The sequence below is a fragment of the Lysobacter sp. 5GHs7-4 genome, assembly GCF_021284765.1.
In the GTDB taxonomy this organism is placed as follows: domain Bacteria; phylum Pseudomonadota; class Gammaproteobacteria; order Xanthomonadales; family Xanthomonadaceae; genus Lysobacter.
The window spans coordinates 132,126-147,922 of the sequence record NZ_CP089924.1; the positions used below are offsets into that span (position 1 = coordinate 132,126).

14 protein-coding genes are annotated in these 15,797 nt (G+C 68.4%); 8 read left to right on the forward strand and 6 right to left on the reverse strand.

The window, feature by feature from the left end:
* Positions 1-11: 11 nt before the first annotated feature.
* Positions 12-176 (forward strand): 50S ribosomal protein L33, encoded by a 165-nt coding sequence (gene rpmG, locus LVB77_RS00525; RefSeq protein WP_036168663.1) that lies wholly within the window; start codon positions 12-14, stop codon positions 174-176.
* A gap of 835 nt (positions 177-1,011) precedes the next feature.
* Entirely contained in the window at positions 1,012-4,452 is a 3,441-nt protein-coding gene (locus tag LVB77_RS00530) for a PAS domain-containing hybrid sensor histidine kinase/response regulator (protein WP_232908279.1), read from the forward strand.
* A 32-nt stretch (positions 4,453-4,484) separates the two neighbouring features.
* Here LVB77_RS00530 and LVB77_RS00535 read toward each other — a convergent pair whose 3' ends face one another.
* From LVB77_RS00535 to LVB77_RS00545, 3 genes are all read right to left on the reverse strand, one after another.
* On the reverse strand, positions 4,485-4,958 hold the full coding sequence (locus tag LVB77_RS00535; protein ID WP_232908280.1) for an SRPBCC domain-containing protein: 474 nt from the start codon (positions 4,956-4,958) through the stop codon (positions 4,485-4,487).
* A gap of 28 nt (positions 4,959-4,986) precedes the next feature.
* Complete coding sequence (locus tag LVB77_RS00540; RefSeq protein ID WP_232908281.1) at positions 4,987-5,511, reverse strand: hypothetical protein; 525 nt, start codon at positions 5,509-5,511, stop codon at positions 4,987-4,989.
* A 222-nt stretch (positions 5,512-5,733) separates the two neighbouring features.
* The gene (locus LVB77_RS00545) at positions 5,734-6,402 is read right to left on the reverse strand and encodes a response regulator transcription factor (RefSeq protein WP_232908282.1); all 669 of its coding nucleotides are present in this window, start codon (positions 6,400-6,402) and stop codon (positions 5,734-5,736) included.
* Positions 6,403-6,545: 143 nt separating this feature from the next.
* Between LVB77_RS00545 and LVB77_RS00550 the strand changes: the two genes are divergently transcribed.
* A complete protein-coding gene (locus LVB77_RS00550; protein ID WP_232908283.1) occupies positions 6,546-6,854 on the forward strand; it encodes an endonuclease domain-containing protein in 309 nt (102 codons plus the stop codon).
* 179 nt (positions 6,855-7,033) lie between these two features.
* On the opposite strand, the gene acs is transcribed toward LVB77_RS00550, so the two are convergent.
* Positions 7,034-8,986, reverse strand: coding sequence for an acetate--CoA ligase (gene acs / locus LVB77_RS00555; RefSeq protein ID WP_232908284.1), 1,953 nt, complete (start codon positions 8,984-8,986; stop codon positions 7,034-7,036).
* Between the two features lie 252 nt (positions 8,987-9,238).
* Here acs and LVB77_RS00560 point away from each other — a divergent pair, with 252 nt between their 5' ends.
* From LVB77_RS00560 to LVB77_RS00570, 3 genes are all read left to right on the forward strand, one after another.
* Positions 9,239-10,639 carry a DcaP family trimeric outer membrane transporter gene (locus LVB77_RS00560; RefSeq protein ID WP_232908285.1) on the forward strand — a complete coding sequence of 467 codons (1,401 nt, stop codon included), beginning with the start codon at positions 9,239-9,241 and terminating at the stop codon, positions 10,637-10,639.
* 18 nt (positions 10,640-10,657) lie between these two features.
* Positions 10,658-12,322 (forward strand): MFS transporter, encoded by a 1,665-nt coding sequence (locus LVB77_RS00565; protein ID WP_232908286.1) that lies wholly within the window; start codon positions 10,658-10,660, stop codon positions 12,320-12,322.
* Between the two features lie 168 nt (positions 12,323-12,490).
* Entirely contained in the window at positions 12,491-12,889 is a 399-nt protein-coding gene (locus tag LVB77_RS00570; RefSeq protein ID WP_232908287.1) for a cupin domain-containing protein, read from the forward strand.
* Here the strand turns inward: LVB77_RS00570 and LVB77_RS00575 are convergent.
* Complete coding sequence (locus LVB77_RS00575) at positions 12,886-13,992, reverse strand: arginase family protein (protein WP_232908288.1); 1,107 nt, start codon at positions 13,990-13,992, stop codon at positions 12,886-12,888. The two genes, LVB77_RS00570 and LVB77_RS00575, sit on opposite strands and share 4 nt — an antisense overlap.
* A gap of 79 nt (positions 13,993-14,071) precedes the next feature.
* Here LVB77_RS00575 and LVB77_RS00580 point away from each other — a divergent pair, with 79 nt between their 5' ends.
* Both LVB77_RS00580 and LVB77_RS00585 read left to right on the forward strand, forming a co-directional pair.
* A complete protein-coding gene (locus LVB77_RS00580; protein WP_232908289.1) occupies positions 14,072-14,695 on the forward strand; it encodes a CGNR zinc finger domain-containing protein in 624 nt (207 codons plus the stop codon).
* A gap of 80 nt (positions 14,696-14,775) precedes the next feature.
* Entirely contained in the window at positions 14,776-15,330 is a 555-nt protein-coding gene (locus tag LVB77_RS00585; RefSeq protein ID WP_232908290.1) for a hypothetical protein, read from the forward strand.
* A 6-nt stretch (positions 15,331-15,336) separates the two neighbouring features.
* Here LVB77_RS00585 and LVB77_RS00590 read toward each other — a convergent pair whose 3' ends face one another.
* Positions 15,337-15,678: an EF-hand domain-containing protein gene (locus tag LVB77_RS00590; RefSeq protein ID WP_232908291.1), complete on the reverse strand. Its 342-nt coding sequence runs from the start codon at positions 15,676-15,678 to the stop codon at positions 15,337-15,339.
* Positions 15,679-15,797: the final 119 nt, after the last annotated feature.

Consider the following 15,797-nt stretch of genomic DNA (forward strand, 5'->3'; position numbering starts at 1 on the left):
GGACCTGAATCATGGCTTCCAAGCGCGACAAGATCCGTCTGATCTCCTCGGCCAACACCGGTCACTTCTACACGACCGACAAGAACAAGAAGAACACCCCGAACAAGATGGAGGTCAAGAAGTACGACCCCGTCGTTCGCAAGCACGTGATTTATAAGGAAGGCAAGATCAAGTGACCTTCCGGCCCGTTCGCGCTGCGCGCGAACGGCTTTGCCGGAAGGTCATCCCCGCGAAAGCGGGGATCCAGGCCTCGCGAGAAACCCGCCCACCAGGCGGGTTTCTTTTTGCCTGCGATTCGAACGCCTTGCGATGCCCCGCTCCCCCAACCCCACGCTGAAGTCACTGGATCCCCGCTTTCGCGGGGATGACGGTTGTGGCGGACGGGGGCATCTCATTCGCTACGGTTCGCGGTGCTTTCTTCGATCCCACTCGCCTTCGCAGCCCCACGCTGAAGTCACTGGATCCCCGCTTTCGCGGGGATGACGGCTGTGGCGGACGGCGGGCATCTCATTCGCTGCGGTTCGCGGTGCTTTCTTCGATCCCACCCGCCTTCGCTGCCCCACGCTGAAGTCACTGGATCCCCGCTTTCGCGGGGATGACGGCTTTTGCGGACAGGGGGCATCTCATTCGCCGCGGTTCGCGGTGCTTTCTTCGATCCCACTCGCCTTCGCAGCCCGACGCTGAAGTCACTGGATCCCCGCTTTCGCGGGGATGACGGCTTTGGCGGACGGGGGCATCTCATTCGCCGCGGTTCGCGGTGCTTTCCTCGATCCCACTCGCCTTCGCAGCCCCACGCTGAAGTCACTGGATCCCCGCTTTCGCGGGGATGACGGCAAAACCAGCAACCTACTCCCCCTTCGCAGCAGGAAATAAAGCTGCGAAGCAGCAGCCCCTCTCCCGCCTGCGGGAGAGGGATTGGGATGAGGGCCGCTCTACGACTTTCGTAGCCCCCCAGCGCCCTCCGCCTCGCCCGCCGTACACTCCCTGATCCGAACGCGGAGTGGCGCTGCGGTGATCCCCGGCTGGATATTGCTGCTGGTATCGGCCGGTTACGTCGGCCTGCTGTTCGCCGTCGCCTACTACGGCGATCAGCGCACCGCGCGCACGCCCAAGCTGCGCTGGCTGCGGCCGGCGGTGTATTCGCTGGCGCTGGCCGTGTACTGCTCGTCGTGGACCTTCTACGGCGCGGTCGGCACCGCCGCGCGCACCGGCCTGGGCTTCCTGCCGATCTACCTGGGCCCGCTGCTGATGCTGGCCTTCGGCTGGCGCATCCTCGAACGCCTGGTGCTGATCTCCGGCGAACACCGCATCGTCTCCATCGCCGACTTCCTGTCCTCGCGCTACGGCCGCGCGCCGGGCCTGGCCGCACTGGTCGCGGCGGTCGCGCTGACCGCCGCGGTGCCCTACGTCGCCTTGCAGTTCAAGGCCGTGGCGATGAGCGTGGAAGTGCTGGCCGGCGTGCCGTCCGACGCCAGCCTGCTCGCCGACCCGGCGCTGTACGTGGCGCTGCTGCTGGCGGTGTTCGCGATCCTGTTCGGCACGCGCCAGATCGACGCCACCGAGCACCACCACGGCATGGTCCTGGCGGTCGCGCTGGAGTCGCTGGTCAAACTGGTCGCGTTCGTCGCCATCGGCGTGTTCGCGCTCGCCCATCTGCCCGGCGACGGCGGCCTGGCCGCGCGCGTGGGCCAGGCCGCGCGCGTGGTCACCGCGCCCGGCCTGCCGCCGGGCTTCGTCGCCCAAACCCTGCTGGCCTTCACCGCGATCCTGTGCCTGCCGCGCCAGTTCCACGTCGCCGTGGTCGAATGCCAGGACCCCAACGACCTGCGCCCCGCGCGCTGGCTGTTCGGCGGTTACCTCGCCCTGATCAGTCTGCTGGTGGTGCCGATCACCCTGACCGGCCAGGCCGTGCTGTCCGGCAGCGCGGTGTCGCCGGACACTTACGTGCTCGCGCTGCCGCTGGCGCTGAAACAGGAAACGCTGGCGCTGATGGTCTACATCGGCGGCTTCTCGGCCGCGACCGGCATGGTGATCGTCGCCAGCGTCGCCCTGGCGACCATGGTCAGCAACGACCTGATCGTGCCGCTGCTGTTGCGCAGCGGCGCCCTGCGCGAGACTCAGGGCATCGACCGTCAGGTGCTGTGGGTGCGGCGCGCGACCATCCTGGTGCTGGCGATGATGGCCTACGCCTACCACCGCGCCTCGATGGGCGCCGACAGCCTGGCCCAGCACGGCCTGCTCGCGTTCGCCGCGGTGGCGCAATTCGCACCGGCGCTGATCGGCGGCCTCTACTGGCGCGGCGCCAGTCGCGCCGGCGCGTTCGCGGGTTTGCTGGCCGGCGCTGCATTGTGGCTGTACACGCTGCTGCTGCCGGCGCTGGCGCGAGTGGGCTGGCTGGACGCCGACTGGATCGAGCACGGCCCGCTGGGCGTGTCCTGGCTGCGGCCGGAGCAGCTGTTCGGGCTGACCGGCTGGGACGCGCTCACCCACGGCACGTTCTGGTCGCTGCTGTTCAACGTCGGCGCCTTCCTGTTCGTGTCGGTGCGCCAACGCCCGCGCCTGCAGGAGCAACTGCTGGCCGCGACCTACCTGGATCCGTACGTGCAACGCCCCGCGCTGGGCCCCGGCGGCTGGGCCGGCAGCGTGCGCAGCGGCGAACTGCTGACCCTGGCCGAACGCATCGTCGGCGAGCGCCATGCGCGGCGCGCGTTCGAGGAATACGCCCAGGCCCAGGGCCGCGACTGGCTGCCCGACCAACCCGCCGACCGCGCGCTGGCGCAGTTCACCGAACGCCTGCTGGCCTCCGCGATCGGCGCCGCGTCGGCGCGCCTGACCCTGACCAGCGCCTTGCGCGGCTCGGGCATGGAACTGGGCGAAGTGGTGGCGCTGCTAGACGAGGCGAATCAGGAGCTGCGCTTCAACCGCCAAGTGCTGTCGACCACGCTGGAGAACATCAGCCAGGGCGTGAGCGTGGTCGACCGCGACATGCGTCTGGTCGCATGGAACCGCCGCTATCAGGAATTGTTCGACTATCCCGACGGCATGCTCTACGTCGGCCGCCCGGTCAGCGACCTGATCCGTTGGAACGCCGAACGCGGCGAGATGGGCACGGGCGACATCGACGCGCAGGTGCGCCGCCGCCTCGCCCATCTGCGCGCGGGCGCCTCGCACGTGTTCGAACGCGTGCGCGCGAACGGCCAGGTGATCGAGATGGTCGGCCGCCCGCTGCTGGGCGGCGGCTACGTCACCAGCTACAGCGACGTCACCGACTACAAGCGCGCCGAGCAGGCGTTGCGCGAGGCCAACGAAACCCTGGAGCACCGCGTCGAGCAGCGCACCCAGGAAGCCGAGGCCGCGCAGCAGTCCAAGACCCGCTTCCTGGCCGCGGTCAGCCACGACGTGCTGCAACCCTTGAACGCCGCGCGCCTGTTCACCACCGCATTGCGCGAGACCACCGACGCCGACGAACAGTCGCGCCTGGCCGAACGCGTCGACGCCTCGCTGCGCGCGGCCGAGGATCTGCTCGACGGCCTGCTCGACATCTCGCGCCTGGACGCCGGCGCGCTGCGTCCGGAGCCCACCGATTTCGACGCCGGCGAACTGCTGCGCGAACTGGCCGCGCAGTACGCGCCCGGCGCGGCCGGACGCGGCCTGCAACTGCGCGTGCGCGTGCCGCTGAACGAAATGCCGGTGCGCAGCGACCGCCGCCTGCTGCGGCGCGCCTTGCAGAATTTCATCGCCAATGCCCTGCGTTACACACGCGAAGGCGGCGTACTGATGGCTGCACGCGTGCGTCAGGGTCAGATCGAACTGCAGGTATGGGACACCGGCCCGGGCATCCCCGAGCATCACCTCGAGCAGATCTTCGACGAATTCCGCCGCTTCGATCAGCCCGGCGTCGGTGGCGAACGCGGCCTGGGCCTGGGCCTGTCGATCTGCCAACGCATCGCACGCACCCTCGACCATCCGCTGCGCGTGCGCTCGCAGGTCGGGCGCGGCAGCGTGTTCTCGATCGCCGTGCCCTGCGGCCGCACGACGCGCGCGCGCATCAAAGCCGCGCCCGCGATCGCCGACTCCCTGGCGGGCCTGCGCGTGCTGTGCGTGGACAACGACCTGGAAATCCTGGACGGCATGCGCGCCCTGCTCGGCCGCTGGCAGGCGACCGCGCTGGTCGCGGCCACCGTCGACGAAGCCCTGGCATTGATGGAGCAACGGCCCGACGTGGCCCTGATCGATTTCCACTTGCACGACCGCCTCGACGGCCTGGGCGTGGTCGACGCCTTGCGCGCGCGTGCCGGACGCGCCCTGCCCGCGGCCCTGCTCACCGGCGACGGCAGCGACGCGCTGAAACTGGCCGCGCGCGAACGCGGTTGCCGCGTGCTGACCAAACCGATCAAGCCGGCCTCGCTGCGCGCGTTCCTGGCCGCGCAGCGGCACACTGTTTCGGTTTGAGGCGCGCGCTGGATTAGGCTTACGGCATGCGCCTAAGCCCGCGTTGCCTCTTCGCAGTAGCGCCGCAACGCAGGCAGCGCAATTTCCCAGTAATAGTTAATGTGCCCGTACACGGCGTAGTTGCCCAGGTTGCTCAAGGCCAGGGTCACGCACGTGGCGCCGTCCGAAGGCGTCAGCTCGAAGCGCAGCACGACGTGGTGCTCGAGCAGATCGGGAAAGACCCGCCGCGACAGCGAACTCCAGTGCGTGTACTGCAACACGCGCGGAGGATCAAAGGCCTGGACCACACCTCGATTCTCGAAACGCAGGCGACCGTGCAGTAGGCCGCGGAACACCACCGGACCGCCTGGCGTCCAGTCGGTCTGCACCGCGAACTCCTCGTCCGACATCCAGGCTTCGAGCGCATGCGCTTCGGTCAGTGCGGCCCAGACCGCGAGCGGCGATGCCTGGATCAGAATGGATTTATCGACCCGTTGCGGATAGTCACGCTCCGATTCGGCGCTCATGCGCCCATCTCGATTTCGAACACGCGCATCAGCCATCCGTCCAAGTGACCGCAAGCTCCGTAGGCGTGATCGATAGGGTGAGACCTAGCGGGAACGGCGATTCCTCATCGCGCGAGAGGTCCAGCTCGACCAACTCGCGGCTCTCCGCGCGGACGCTGAACGCCCCACTCGCGAACGCCGCAACCATGCCCTGGGCATCGGCGGGCGACCAATACGTCGACACCGCCGCGAACAGCCGGCGCAACGCGATCCGATTGTCGGGGCGTCGATCGGAGGGATAGCGGAGCCTGACTGTCGCACCCAAATCCACGCAGCCTCCGTAAGCCACGCTCAGCACGCTGCCGTCGGCACTGCGCCAGGACACCACGTGTCCGTCCGCGCTGATGCGCCCGCCGGGATGGCGCGCCGCCGCCTCGGCCACCCGCTTGATCAGGTAATCCTGGTCGAAACTGCAGTCGTCGTCGCCGGCATACGACAACGGACTGGCGAAGAGGGCGAGTAGTGCGCATAGCCACGACAGCTTGCGGGATCCCACATCGACTGCGTTGCGCATGTCGAGCACTCAGGCGGACTTATCGGATTTCAATCCTACAGGGACCGAACCCAGCAGTGCGCAAAGGCATACGAAATAACTCATACGCAACGACACGGCCATTCGTTTGCTCACGAACACCCCGGCAATTTTCCGGCGGCGAGTCTATGACCCTTGCGCACCGCTGCCATCGCCTAGCGCGATCGATGCGGTGGACGGGTGCAGCAGGCGCCCGAGCCGCTTCTACTCGCCCTCTTCGGCCGGCAGCACGATCGCGCCAGGGTCCAGCGCCAGACGGCCGGCGATCAGCACCGCTTGGGTGCGGTTGTTGGCGCCGAGCTTGCGCAGGATCGCGGTCACGTGCGCCTTCACCGTCGCCTCGGACACGCCCAGCTCGTAACCGATCTGCTTGTTGAGCAAGCCGGCGCCCAACATCTGCAATACGCGGAACTGCTGCGGGGTGAGGTCGCGCAGGCGCTGCGCGGCATCGTGCTCGTCCTCGGCCGCCGCCGGCGCCGACAGGGCCGCGGCCGGCGCCCAGCGATCGCCGGCCAGCACGCTGGCGATCGCCTCGCCCAGGGTCGCCGCGTCGGCCGACTTGGGAATGAAACCGACCGCGCCGTGATCCAGCGCGCGCCGCATCACTGCCGGCTCCTCGCGCGCGGACACCACCACGATCGGCAGCTGCGGGTGCAGCGCGCGCAGGTGCACCAGCGCGCTGAACCCCTGCGCGCCGGGCATGTTGAGATCCAGCAGCAGCAGGTCGGCGTCGGACTCGGCTTCGACCAACGCGTACAGCGCATCGACGCTGTCGGCCTCGCGCAACAGCGCATCGGGCAGCACCCGCGCTACTGCGCCGCGCAGGGCCTCGCGGAACAGCGGGTGGTCGTCGGCGATCAGCAGGGTAGCCACGGTTGCGCTCCTGGGTAAGGTTTTTCCTGCGCTACGACGCGGCATCGGCCGTCTGTCGCGGTGGCTGCGGCGGGCGCTTTAATTCCTGCATGTTGCCGTACCGAAAAAATCTGCAGCGACCGGCACGCCGTTTGCGGACTGCAATGACCGACGCGGAACAGCTGCTTTGGCTTCGCTTGCGGCGGCGTCAGATCGAGGGCGCTCGCTTCTACAGACAGAAGCCCCTTGCGATCTATGTGGTGGATTTCTACGCAGCCGCCGCGAGCTTGGTGGTGGAAGTCGATGGGGGACAGCACTTCGGGCCGGACGCGTCGGCGGCGGACCGACGGCGCGAGGCCGTGCTCGCGGCGATGGGCTTGCGGGTGCTTCGTTTCGACAATCGGCAGGTGTTGCTGGAGACCGAGGCGGTGCTGGCTGCGATTTGGGAGGTGATCAGGGAGCAGATGCGCTGACCGCTGCTGACGGGAAAGCAAATCCCCCCTGCCCCCCTTTTTCAAAGGGGGGAAAAGCAAAGGCGGCTGCATGGGTAACCAAGCGCGCGCGCACTCATGCGAAACCGCAAACAGCGACGCAACGGATTCCCCCCTTTGAAAAAGGGGGGTTAGGGGGGATTTGCTGTTGCTCCTCCCCCTCACTTACCCAACCTATCGTTGACCAAGCTCTCCACCACCGACGGATCGGCCAGCGTGCTGGTGTCGCCCAGTTGGTCCGGTGCGTTCTCGGCGATCTTGCGCAGGATGCGGCGCATGATCTTGCCCGAGCGCGTCTTGGGCAGGCCCGGCGCCCATTGCAGGTGATCGGGCGTGGCGATGGGGCCGATCTCCTTGCGCACCCACGCGACCAGTTCCTTGCGCAGGTCTTCGCCGGGCGCCTCGCCGGCAATCAGCGTCACATAGGCGTAGATGCCCTGACCCTTGAGGTCGTGCGGGAAACCCACCACGGCCGCTTCGGCGACCTTGGGATGCAGCACCAGCGCGCTCTCGACCTCGGCGGTGCCGATGCGGTGGCCGCTGACGTTGATCACGTCGTCGACGCGGCCGGTGATCCAGTAATAGCCGTCGTCGTCGCGGCGGCAGCCGTCGCCGGTGAAGTAGCTGCCCGGATAGGTCTTGAAGTAAGTCTCGATGAAGCGCGCGTGGTCGCCGTAGACCGTGCGCATCTGGCCCGGCCAGGAATCCAGCAGCACCAGATTGCCTTCGGCCGCGCCCTCGAGCGCGGCGCCGTTGGCGTCGACCAGCGCCGGCTGCACGCCGAAGAAGGGTTTGGTCGCCGAGCCGGGCTTGAGGTCGATCGCGCCGGCCAGCGGGGTGATCAGGATGCCGCCGGTTTCGGTCTGCCACCAGGTGTCGACGATGGGGCAGCGCGAATCGCCGACCACCTCGTAATACCAGCGCCAGGCTTCGGGATTGATCGGCTCGCCGACCGAGCCCAGCAGACGCAACGACTTGCGCGAAGTGCGCGTCACCGGCTCGTCGCCGTCGCGCATCAGCGCGCGGATCGCGGTCGGCGCGGTGTAGAAGATCGTGACCTGGTGCTTGTCGATGACCTCCCAGAAGCGCGACACGTTGGGGTAGTTGGGCACGCCCTCGAACACCAGCGCGGTCGCGCCGTTGGCCAGCGGCCCGTACACGATGTAGCTGTGGCCGGTGACCCAGCCGACGTCGGCGGTGCACCAGTAGATGTCGTCCTCGCGCAGGTCGAACACCGCCTCGTGGGTGTAGCTGGCGTAGGCCAGATAACCGCCGGTGGTGTGCAGCACGCCCTTGGGTTTGCCGGTGCTGCCGGAGGTGTAGAGGATGAACAGCGGGTCTTCCGCGTTCATGCGCTCCGGCTCGCAGGTCGCCGGCTGGCCCTCGACCACGGCCTCGTACCAGCGGTCGCGCGGCATCTGCATGTCCACCGCGGCGCCGGTGTGGCGCACCACCAGCACGGTTTCGACCGAGTTGGTGCCCGGCAGCTTGAGCGCGGCGTCGACGTTGGCCTTGAGCGGGATCTTCTTGCCGCCGCGCAGGCCTTCGTCGGCGGTGATGATGAGCTTGCTGGCGCAGTCGGCGACGCGGTCGGCGATGGAGTTGGGCGCGAAGCCGCCGAACACCACCGAATGGATCGCGCCGACGCGCGCGCAGGCCAGCATCGCGACGATCGCCTCCGGAATCATCGGCAGGTAGATGGTGATGCGATCGCCCTTGCGCACGCCCAGCGCGCGCAAGGCGTTGGCCAGGCGGCAGACGCGCGCGTGCAGTTCGCGGTAGGTCACGTGCTCGGCGGGCAGGTTGGGATCGTCGTGCTCGAACAGCAGCGCGGTCTTGTCGCCGCGCGTGGCCAGGTGGCGGTCCAGGCAGTTGACGCTGGCGTTGAGCTCGCCGTCCTCGTACCAGCGGATGCGGAAGTCGTCTAGCGCGAAGCTGACGTTCTTGATCTGGGTCGGCGGCGTGTACCAGTCCAGGCGCTGCGCGACCCGGCCCCAGAACGCCTCGGGCTGCTGCACCGATTCGGCGTACAGGCGCTCGTAGTCCTCCCGCGTGATCCGCGCCCGATCGGCGAAGTCCGCGACAACGGGATAGACGGTGGCGGGTGAGGTCATGGGGCGCTCCGGCGGTTGGACGTGGGACGGGTCGGTTGAGGGGCGGGACGGCTAGTGTTCGCGCGCAGGCGCGGGCGAACCGCCAGTGTGCCGCATCCGCCACGATAGCCGCCGTGACCCCGGTTTAGACCATGGTCGTAGGCGGCGTCTGAATGCGCGTTTTTACGACCAATGGCGAATGGCCCCTCCCCGAACCCACGCGCAGTCTGGCCGCAGTCGCGCGCCCTGCGCGGCATTCCTCGGGAGGGAATCATGTCCATTCGCAACGCATCGCCGGCGGGGAGCGCGATCCGGCGGCGCCCGCTGGCCGCGGCACTGCTGGTCGCCCTGACGCTGCCCGGTATGGCCTACGCCCAGACGGCGAAGGAAAAGGAGCTGGAGGCGCGCGTCGCCCAGCTCGAAGCCATGGTCCAGCAGTTGGTCTCGCAGCAACAGCAGCAGCAAAGCCAGATCGCCGAGGTCAAGACCGCGCAGACGGCGGCACCGGCCGCACCGGCGCCGGTCGCCGGCAAGCCCGCGCTGCAGACCGCGGCGATCACACCCGGCGCCAATCCGGGCACGCGCTTCAGCTACGGCGGCTTCATCAAGCTCGACGCCTCCGTCACCCAGACCAACGACGGCGACATCGCCGACGGTTCGGTCGGACGCCTGTTCTACGTCCCCAAGGCGATTCCGGTCGGCGGCGGGCGCACGCGCGAAGGCGGCACCGACACCGACATGGGCGCGAACTTCTCGCGCTTCTGGTTCGCCGCCGACACCGACCTGGACAGCGGCGACAAGCTCAAGGCCTACCTTGAGTTCGATTTGTTCGGCGGCGGCACCACCGCCTTCACCGGCAACGAGATCGCCACCAACACCTACGCCCTCACCCTGCGCCAGGCCTACGTGACCTGGAACAACTGGATGGCCGGCCAGGCCTGGTCCAACTTCCAAGACACCGCCGCGCTGCCGGATACCGTCGACTTCCTCGGCCCCACCGAGGGCACGGTGTTCGTGCGCCAGGCCCAGTTGCGCTACACCAAGGGCCCGTGGTCGTTCTCGATCGAGAACCCGGAAACCGTGTACACGCCGTTCCGCGGCAACATGGCCCAGGTCGCCGGCGACGACGGCAGCATGCCGGACGTGACCGCGCGCTACACCGCCAAGGGCGACTGGGGCCACTTCGGCGTCGGCCTGCTCGCGCGCCAGCTCAAGTACCAGACCGGCCCGGTCAACGACAGCAGCACCGGTTACGGCGCCAGCATCTCGGGCAAGTTCAACCTGGGCAAGAGCGACGACCTGCGCTACATGGTCACCGCCGGCAGCGGCATCGGCCGTTACGTGGGCTTGGCGCTCAACAACGACGCCGTGCTCGATTCCACCGGCAACCTGGAGAACATCGACCTGATCAGCGGCTTCGTCGGCTGGCGTCACGTGTTCAGCCCGAAGCTGCGCGGCAACCTGTTCTATTCGCGCGCCGAGTACGACAACGAAACCGCCTTGACCGGCCTGGGCATCACCCAGTCGGCGCAGTCGGCGCACGTCAACCTGATCTATTCTCCGTTGCCCAAGCTCGACGTCGGCGCGGAACTGATCTGGGGCAAGCGCGAACTCGAGAACGGCGACTCCGGCGAGCTCAGCCGCCTGCAGACGCACGTCAAGTACAGCTTCTAACCTTTAGGGGAACGCACCATGTCCAGCGTCACCGCCAGCGCATCGCCCGGATCCGGCGAGCTCACCAAGGGCCACAAGAAGGTCATCTTCGCGTCCAGCCTGGGCACCGTCTTCGAGTGGTACGACTTCTATCTGTACGGTTCGCTCGCCGTCATCATCGGCAAGCAGTTCTTCGGCGGCCTCAACGACACCAGCCAGTTCATCTTCGCCCTGCTGGCCTTCGCCGCCGGCTTCGCGGTGCGTCCGTTCGGCGCGCTGGTGTTCGGCCGCCTGGGCGACATGATCGGGCGCAAGTACACCTTCCTGGTCACCATCGTGATCATGGGCCTGGCGACCTTCCTGGTCGGCATCCTGCCCAGTTACGCGACCATGGGCATCGCCGCGCCGATCATCCTGATCACGCTGCGCCTGGCCCAGGGCCTGGCGCTGGGCGGCGAGTACGGCGGCGCGGCGACCTATGTCGCCGAGCACGCGCCCAACGGCAAGCGCGGCCTGTACACCAGCTTCATCCAGACCACCGCGACGCTGGGCCTGTTCCTGTCGCTGCTGGTGATCTGGGGCTGCCGCAACTACTTCGGAAAGGAAGCGTTCGAGGAATGGGCCTGGCGCATTCCGTTCCTGGTCTCGGTGGTGCTGCTGGGCGTGTCGGTGTGGATCCGCATGCAGCTGGCCGAGTCGCCGCTGTTCCAGCAGATGAAGGCCGAGGGCAAGACCTCCAAGGCGCCGATCACCGAAAGCTTCTTCTCGCGCAACGGCAAGATCGCCTTGCTCGCCCTGCTCGGCGCCACCGCCGGCCAGGCCGTGGTCTGGTACGGCGGCCAGTTCTACTCGCTGTTCTTCCTCACCAAGACCTTGGGCCTGGATCCCAACCGCGCCGATATCCTCATCGCGATCGCGCTGGCGCTGGCCACCGGCGGCTTCATCTTCTTCGGCTGGCTGTCGGACAAGATCGGGCGCAAGAAGATCGTGCTGGCCGGCTGCCTGATCGCGGTGTTCACCTACTTCCCGGTGTTCAAGGCGCTGACCCACAACGTCAATCCGGCGCTGGAGTCGGCGGTGGCGAAGTCGCCGGTCACGGTGAGCGCCGATCCGGAGCGCTGCGCGTTCCAGTTCGACCCGGTCGGCAAGGCGACCTTCAAGCAGTCCTGCGACATCATCAAGTCGGCGCTGGCCAAGAAGGGCATTCCCTACGTCAACGCTCCGGCCGCGGCCGGTAGCGTGGCCACGGTGTCGATCGGCGGCGTCAGCGTGAGCAGCTTCGAAGGCGAGGCGCTGAGCAAGGACGAGTTCAAGGCGCAGTCCGACGCGTTCGGCAAGCAGTTGGGCGACGCGCTCAAGACCGCGGGCTATCCGTCCAGCGCCGATCCGGCGCAGGTCAACACGCCGGTGGTGATCGTGCTGCTGACCTTCCTGGTGCTGCTGGTGACCATGGTGTACGGCCCGATCGCCGCCTGGCTGGTCGAGCTGTTCCCGACCCGCATCCGCTACACCTCGATGTCGCTGCCGTACCACATCGGCAACGGCTGGTTCGGCGGCTTCCTGCCGTTCACCGCCTTCGCCATCGTCGCCGCCACCGGCAACATCTACAGCGGCCTGTGGTACCCGATCATCGTCGCCGCGATGACGGTGGTGATCGGCGCGCTGTTCCTGCCGGAAACCAAGGACCGCGACATCACCGACTGACCCGAACGACCCCACGTCGTATGCGGTAGAGGCAACGCCGGCGCAAGCCGGCGTTGTTTTTTGGACCGGACCCTGCAAAAAACCGGATCGACGCGCGCGCTCACGACGGCGTTCGCCGCATTGGCTACAGTCGTGCATGCGACCGCCCCTGCGACTCCGGACCCCGCCATGAAACCCGCCATCCGCCTCTACGACCCGTCCACCGAGTTCTACATCTCGGAGCAATGCCACATCGTCGAGCTGTCCAACAGCGACGACGACCCCGAGTTGTCGATCGCGCGCGTGCGGGTCGAGCCGGGCGTGACCACGCGCTGGCATCGCCTGCGCGGCACCGGCGAGCGTTACGTGATCGCCGAAGGCCGCGGCCGCATCGAAATCGGCGACCTGCCGGCGCAGGAGGTCGGTCCCGGCGACACGGTGCTGATCCCGCCCGATTGTCGGCAGCGCATCGCCAATCTCGGCGACGGCCAACTGGTGTTCCTGGCGATCTGCACGCCGCGCTTTCGCCCCGAGATCTACGAGGACGTCGACGAGGCGCCGCTGCCCTGCAGTTTCCAGGACGCCTAGCGGCGCGTTCGCGGCACCTTAGCGGGCGCGGGTACGCCGAAGCGGCCGCTGTCGGCGAACGCGCCCTCGATCGTGTGCGCCAGCGCGGCGCCGTAGCGCCCGTCCGGATCCAGATCCGGGTCGTAGATCGTCAGCTCCAGACCCACCGCCTTCGGGCTAGCCAGCAACGGCGCCAACAACGCGCGCAGTTGCGCGAAGCTCAGTCCGCGCTCGTTGGGCGAATCCACCGCCGGCATCACCCGGGCATCCAGCACGTCGGCATCGACGTGGATCCAGTAACCCTGCGTGTCGGCGGATTCCAGCCGCGCGCGCGCTTCGGCACCCGCTGCCGTTCCGCCGCGGCGGCGTATCGTCTCCACATCCAGGGTATGGATGGCGGACGCGTCGTAGGACTCGGTCGCCGCGTACTCGCTGTCTGCGTGCGTGCGCGACAAACCCAGCTGGACCGCATCGGTCTCGCGCAGGTAGGGCGCCAAGCCGTCGATGTCGGTCAGCGTCGCCGGCCCGTGTCCGGTCGCCAGGCCCAGGTCGACGCCGGCGGCGGTGTAGATGCCGGCGTAGCGTTTGCTGTCGCGGGCATAGGAGTAGTCGTCGTGCGCATCGACGAAGGCCAGGCCGTAACGGCCGCGGCGCTTGAGCGCGAGCGTGGAGCCGAGCAGCACGCTGCAGTCGCCGCCCAGCATGAACACGAACTCGTCGCCGTCCAGCAAGGGGGCGAGGCGATCGGCCAGCGTGCGCGTGTATGCCGCCAGCGCGGTGCCGTTGCGGAAGCCGACCGCGTGATCCGGATCGGGCGAATAAGCCGGGGCCTCGGCACCCCCGGCGTCGCGCGCACCCAGGCGTGCGAGCAAGCCGGTGTCGCGTATGGCAGCCGCTAACTTGCGCGCACCCGGCTCGACACCGGGCGCGGGCGGGCGCAGGCCGAGGTTGCTGGGTGCGTCGAGGGCGACGATGCGCGTCGGCGCTGTCGTTTCGGTCCGCATCGGGCTCGCGTCCGCTTCGGCGGAGGTCGCGGGCGCGCACGCGCCGCCCGCCACGCCGATGCCGGCGGCGAGCAAGCCGGTTTCCAGGCAGCGGCGCGCGAAGCGCAGGTTCGGGCTCATGGCACTCAACCTTTAAAACTAGTTTTGACGGTTATAGGCCCGTCGCCATAACCTGTCAATATCAGTTAGCAGGTTATCCATGCGCATCGAGCACCACGCCTTCCAGCCCGCCGACCTGGTCGCCGGCCACCTCGCCCTGGACCTGGTCAACACGGTCACCGCGCGCGACACCCAGCCGCGCGACTGGCTGGACGATTACGGCGCGCTGCTGCGCTGGGCACGGCAGTCGGGTCACTACGCGCGCGCCGACCTGGTCCGGCTGGAGGAACTGGCGAACGCCGAACCCGCCAAAGCCGCCGCCGCACTCAACCGGTGCAAGACGCTGCGCGAGGCCTTGTGCGCGATCCTGTACGCGCTTGCGCAGGAGCAGGCGCCGGCCGCCGAAGATCTGGCGACGCTGGACAAGGCGCGCCTGACCGCGTCCTCGGCCGCCAGACTGACCGCACGCAAGGGCCGCCTGCTGGCCGAATGGTCGGTCGAACGCTCCGGCGCGGACCTGATCGCGCACGTGCTCACCGCGCACGCGATCGACCTGCTCAAGGACGCGCAACTCGACCGCCTGCGCATCTGCGACGGCCACGACTGCGGCTGGGTCTTCATCGACACGTCCAAGAACGGCCGCCGGCGCTGGTGCGACATGGCCACCTGCGGCAATGTCGCCAAGGCGCGGCGCCATCAGCAGCGCAACAGCGCTGCGCGCTGAACGGCGCAGCGCGAAGCGTACGCAGGCCGACGTTCCAGGAGGCGACCGGTGCTAGGGTGCGCGGATCACGGAGCGCCGCCATGACACCGACTCACGCACTGCCGTCCATCGCCGGCCCGCGCAGCAAGCGCTTGCACGGCACGGTCCTGCTCGCGGCGGCGCTGCTGATCGCGTCACCCGCCGGCGCCGCCGACGACATCGACTTCGTGCGCGGCTGCTGGGCCACGCGTGCCACGCCGGGCGGTCCGGTCGACGGGTTTCTACGCCTGTTGCCCGACCGCGAAGTCGAAGGCGCGCTCAGCGGCCACGCCATGAGCGCCTACGGCGATCCGCCGGTATCGCGCCTGGACCTGATGTTCGCCCGCGACGGCAGCACGCTGGGACTGCGCCGGCCGATCCCCGGCTACCCGACGATGGACGCGCGCCTGCCGAGTCACTACCTGCGCCTGCCGCAGGTCGGCGCGGCGTTGCTGCCGCGCGCGGACGGCGGCCATGTCGCCGCCTACCGGCAGGACGGCGCGGACGAATGGATCGTGGTCAAGGCGCACGACGAGCGCCTGCTCATCCAGCGCATCGATGGCGACGGACGCGTCGCCGAAACCTACTTCGACGGCGAACGCGACGGCTGCGACTGAGCCCGGTTACTGCGGCGGCGACGCCAGCTCGCGCGCGTCCAGGCTGCCGTTGCGGTTGCGGTCCTGCTTGCGGAAGGTCTCGGCGAGTTGGGCGCGGTGCTGCTCGCGCGTCAACGCGGCGCCGGCGCTGCGGCGGCCGGACGGAAGCTCCTCGGGTTCGAGCACGCCGTTGCGGTTCTTGTCCATCGCGTCGAAACCGTAACTCAGCCAATCCTGATACTCGACCAGCGACACCTTGCCGTCGCCGTCGGTGTCCATGCGCGACAGATAGTCGCCGGTGGAATTGACCTGGGCGGCAGCCGCGGACGGCAGCGCGAGCAGGCACAGGACGAGGAGCGAGGGACGCATGCGTGGATTCGGACGGGAGATGCTGCGCAGCCTGACGCGCGCGCGCGGCGCAGACAAGTCCGCACGCGCCGCATGTGGGGCGCGATTCAGGCGCGGCCGGCGCCGATAAGACGTACGGC

Coding starts and splice junctions, on each gene's coding strand:
- rpmG (WP_036168663.1), top strand. CDS start 12: ATGGCTTCCAAGCGCGACAAGATCCGTCTGATCTCCTCGGCCAACACC.
- LVB77_RS00535 (WP_232908280.1), bottom strand. CDS start 4,958: ATGAGCGCCGAATCGGAGCGTGACTATCCGCAACGGGTCGATAAATCC.
- LVB77_RS00540 (WP_232908281.1), bottom strand. CDS start 5,511: ATGCGCAACGCAGTCGATGTGGGATCCCGCAAGCTGTCGTGGCTATGC.
- LVB77_RS00550 (WP_232908283.1), top strand. CDS start 6,546: ATGACCGACGCGGAACAGCTGCTTTGGCTTCGCTTGCGGCGGCGTCAG.
- acs (WP_232908284.1), bottom strand. CDS start 8,986: ATGACCTCACCCGCCACCGTCTATCCCGTTGTCGCGGACTTCGCCGAT.
- LVB77_RS00560 (WP_232908285.1), top strand. CDS start 9,239: ATGTCCATTCGCAACGCATCGCCGGCGGGGAGCGCGATCCGGCGGCGC.
- LVB77_RS00565 (WP_232908286.1), top strand. CDS start 10,658: ATGTCCAGCGTCACCGCCAGCGCATCGCCCGGATCCGGCGAGCTCACC.
- LVB77_RS00570 (WP_232908287.1), top strand. CDS start 12,491: ATGAAACCCGCCATCCGCCTCTACGACCCGTCCACCGAGTTCTACATC.
- LVB77_RS00575 (WP_232908288.1), bottom strand. CDS start 13,992: ATGAGCCCGAACCTGCGCTTCGCGCGCCGCTGCCTGGAAACCGGCTTG.
- LVB77_RS00580 (WP_232908289.1), top strand. CDS start 14,072: ATGCGCATCGAGCACCACGCCTTCCAGCCCGCCGACCTGGTCGCCGGC.
- LVB77_RS00585 (WP_232908290.1), top strand. CDS start 14,776: ATGACACCGACTCACGCACTGCCGTCCATCGCCGGCCCGCGCAGCAAG.
- LVB77_RS00590 (WP_232908291.1), bottom strand. CDS start 15,678: ATGCGTCCCTCGCTCCTCGTCCTGTGCCTGCTCGCGCTGCCGTCCGCG.